Below are 3,495 nucleotides of genomic sequence, written 5' to 3' on the forward strand. Positions count from 1 at the left end.
AGATAGTTGGCTGCGCTGTTCGGGCGTGAGCACTTCTCGCATTCCTAGCATACTTTCAAATTGCGCTTCTTCTAACTGCTGTCTCAATCCCATGATTTGGCGGTTTTTATCGCGCATTTGGCTGGCATTTGCTGTCGCACTAGACATCATTGTTTCCAATTCTTGTCGGGCTTGGCGGACGGCTTGCATTCGCTGGGAAACTTGGTCTTTGTAGCGATCGCGCACAGCCTGCATTTTCTGCTTTTGATCGGCGCTTAAATTGAGTTGCTCGAACAGCCCGCCTCTCTTACCAGCGGGTCGATTGGGACGCTGATTTTGGGCAATTGTTTCTGCTTGGGCGGGGGCAGAAACGGCTGTCGCAGCGGCTGTAGTGCCGAGGGTTAACATTAAAACTGCTAGGGCAGAAATGCGGCGAATAGACATGAAAATTACCTCTTTGAGATTAGTTATTTTTTGGTTGTTCGCTGTCAGGAGTAACAGCGTAATTAAACAAGTCAGTTGGCGAGCGTTCCAGCAAGTTGTCCGCTGAAGGCTCCTTCAATACAGCCTCCCAGTTATTGACCAGAAATGCTTCTAAGTGTGCCGCCTCATCCTTCTGATGTTGTGCGGTAACTAGAACGCGATAACCTGACCCAAAAACTAGCAGACTTGCAGCGATCGCAGAAGGAAAAGCCCATTTGGGAAAACGGAGGATCTTTGACTTTTTAGTAGACTCGATCGCTCGCGATTCTCCTAGAGGGTTTAACTCTTTTGCTGCATCATTCATGTCTATTGCTGCTAAAAGTTTTAGCTCAAAATCTGGGGCAGATTCCGGAACTTGTGGGCGATATTGCTTTAAGAAATTAACTAATTTTTTGTCGCCATTTTCGTCCTTCATAGTTCGCAAACTCCCTGTTTTTGCAAAAATTGCCGCATAGCATTTCTGGCATAAAACACGCGAGATTTGACAGTCCCTGATGGCAGTCCCAAAATTTGGGATACTTCTTTTTGCGGGATATCTTCTAGGTCGTGCAATACCAAAACGCTGCGGTGTTCAAAGCTCAATTGATCCAGTCCGCGCTGCACTAAATCTTGATAGTGTAACTGCATCAAGTCGGATGTGTGATTGTTGACAATAACTCGATCCTTTGTTTCTTGATTTTTGAGCTTGGAGTCAAAAGAATGCTGTTTAGCAAATGCTTGTCTTTGGTCGGAAGCCACATTCCAAGTGATTCGATAAAGCCAAGTAGAAAAGTTGTCTTGTTGTTTGAGTTTTGGCAATCCTTTCCATACCCGCAGGAATACTTCTTGCATTAAGTCGTCAAGAAGTGATGGGCCGCAGAGTTGGTAAAGAGTTGACCTGACTTTGTGTTGGTAGCGCTGGTAAAGGTGGCGAAAGGAAGTACGATCGCCCTTTAAGCATTTATCAACTAAGTCGGAGTCGGAACAGTCGTCGATTAAAACATTGGCTGTCACACCTAGCACCTGTGAAGTCTCCCTCACCAGTTCGTTATCTGAAGTGTTTAGACAGGAGAGGTGTGAAAAAGGTTCAAATTATTGAAGAAGGAAGAAGGAAGAAGGAAGAAGGAAGAAGGGAAAACCAACTACCGCATGGGTTTAACTGATATAACTGGTTCCCCAGCTCTGCCGGGGAACCTATATCTAGAGGCTCTGCCTCGCTGGGGAAAGAGGAGGCAGAGCCTCCGGATCTGCGTTACCAGGCAGAGCCAGGTAACGAGTAATAAAATGGTATAAATAGTTTTCTTGAGTCAGTTTTAACCGACTTTTCCTATTAGCCAGGGGTTTAAACCCCTGGCGGCTTCGCCCTGTTTACCGCAGAGTCACAAACTCTTCAGCAGTCGAGGGGTGAATGCCAATAGTCACGTCGAAATCTTTCTTCGTCGCTCCCATATTAACCGCGATCGCCATTCCTTGAATAATCTCGCCCGCGTCTTTCCCCACCATGTGCACGCCCAAAACTTGGTCAGTATTAGTCTCAACAACTAACTTGACAAAAGTCTTCTCGTCTGCACCTGTCAAAGAATGAAACATCGGTCGAAACTTGCCTGTGTAGCACTTAATTGATTCGGGAAACTTGGCTTTAGCCTGCTCTTCGCTTAAGCCGACTGTAGCAGCTTCCGGCTGGGAAAATACGGCTGACGGCACATTTTCGTAACTAATTGCTCTGGGATTGTTGCCAAATTCAGTATCGGCAAAAGCGCGTCCTTCGGCGATCGCAATTGGCGTTAAATTAATGCGGTTGGTGCAATCTCCGACGGCAAAAATGTGCGGTTGACTGGTGCGGCTGTCTTTGGTAACTGCGATCGCACCTTGATCAGTTTCTACTCCCGCATTTTCCAAACCCAATTTTTCCAAATTGGGCGATCGTCCAGTAGCACACAAAAGCGCATCAACTGTCAAGGTTTCTTCCGATTCTCCCGACAAAGTTAATTTTAAGCCTTCCGGGGTTTTTTCAATTTGGGCGATCGAGCTTCCAGTCACAAAATTGATCCCGTGCTTAACCATTCCTTCCTGCACGTTAGTGCGAAGTTCTCCATCAAAGTCATTCAAAATTAAATCGCGCCGGATGATTTGAGTTACTTGACTTCCCAAACCGTTCATAATGCAGGCAAATTCAACGCCGATGTAACCTCCTCCCCAAATTGCCAACCGTTTCGGCTGCTCTTTGATCAAGAAGATTTCGCGGGAAGTAATGGCGTGTTCGATACCAGGAATGTCCACCCTGTGAGCTTCGCCGCCGACTGCAATTAAGATTTTAGCAGCCGTGTATTTTTTATCGCCAACTTCGACAGTGTGGGCGTCGATAAATTTGGCGTATCCTGAGATTAATTCCACTCCAGCTTTTTCAAGGAAGCTGATGTGCAGTTTGCTCAGCCGCCGCACTTCTGTGTCTACGGTGGTGACGAGTTTTTCCCAGTCGAAACTGCTTTCTACTGGGCTCCAACCGTAGCCCACCGCATCTTCGTACAAATGCGAAAATGTAGAGGCGTAAACCATCAGTTTTTTGGGGACGCAGCCGCGAATTACGCAGGTGCCGCCTACCAAATCGTTTTCGGCGATCGCCACTTTTGCCCCGTAGGATGCCGCGCGCTTGGAACTCGCCAATCCGCCAGAGCCCGCACCTATCACAAACAAGTCGTAGTCGTATGTCATAATTCTCGCTAGTTTCCTATCTCAATTTTACGATTTTTGCGCTTTACTTTTCTTAATGATATCTCAAAAATTTTTTGTTTTTTTGGGGTTAACTACTTTACTTCTTGCGCTTGACATGGTATTATTAGATAATAGAAATCTGTTCATTAATTCTAAAAGTTCTCACACTCCCATTATTAGAGTATAGCACAAGCAAGTCGCTAAAAACATATAAAAATGTAACTATTTTTAGGCGGCGGCTGATGAGGGAATTGGTAATTGTAAATTGTTGGTTATAGCCGAGTCTCGATCCCCCTAAATCCCCTTAGGTCGGGGGACTTTGATCGGAATATTGTCCCACCC

General features: G+C 46.0%; 4 protein-coding genes. All 4 read right to left on the reverse strand.

Annotated elements, in window-relative coordinates:
• A partial coding sequence (locus tag WBA89_RS15125; protein ID WP_424407753.1) for a Spy/CpxP family protein refolding chaperone occupies positions 1-423 on the reverse strand: 423 nt, incomplete at its 3' end.
• A 19-nt stretch (positions 424-442) separates the two neighbouring features.
• Positions 443-877, reverse strand: a complete 435-nt coding sequence (locus tag WBA89_RS15130) for a hypothetical protein (RefSeq protein ID WP_424407755.1) — start codon at positions 875-877, stop codon at positions 443-445.
• Positions 874-1,464, reverse strand: coding sequence for a sigma-70 family RNA polymerase sigma factor (locus WBA89_RS15135; protein WP_424407759.1), 591 nt, complete (start codon positions 1,462-1,464; stop codon positions 874-876). Before WBA89_RS15135 ends, WBA89_RS15130 begins: the two co-directional genes overlap by 4 nt.
• 345 nt (positions 1,465-1,809) lie before the next feature.
• Entirely contained in the window at positions 1,810-3,153 is a 1,344-nt protein-coding gene (gene gor, locus WBA89_RS15140; RefSeq protein ID WP_424407757.1) for a glutathione-disulfide reductase, read from the reverse strand.
• Positions 3,154-3,495: the final 342 nt, after the last annotated feature.

Origin of the sequence: Microcoleus sp. (assembly GCF_049646505.1) — a bacterium.
GTDB lineage: Bacteria > Cyanobacteriota > Cyanobacteriia > Cyanobacteriales > Microcoleaceae > Microcoleus.

What these genes read in the sequence shown, in the direction of transcription:
- WBA89_RS15130 (WP_424407755.1), bottom strand. Translation starts at nt 877, where the DNA reads ATGAAGGACGAAAATGGCGACAAAAAATTAGTTAATTTCTTAAAGCAA.
- gor (WP_424407757.1), bottom strand. Translation starts at nt 3,153, where the DNA reads ATGACATACGACTACGACTTGTTTGTGATAGGTGCGGGCTCTGGCGGA.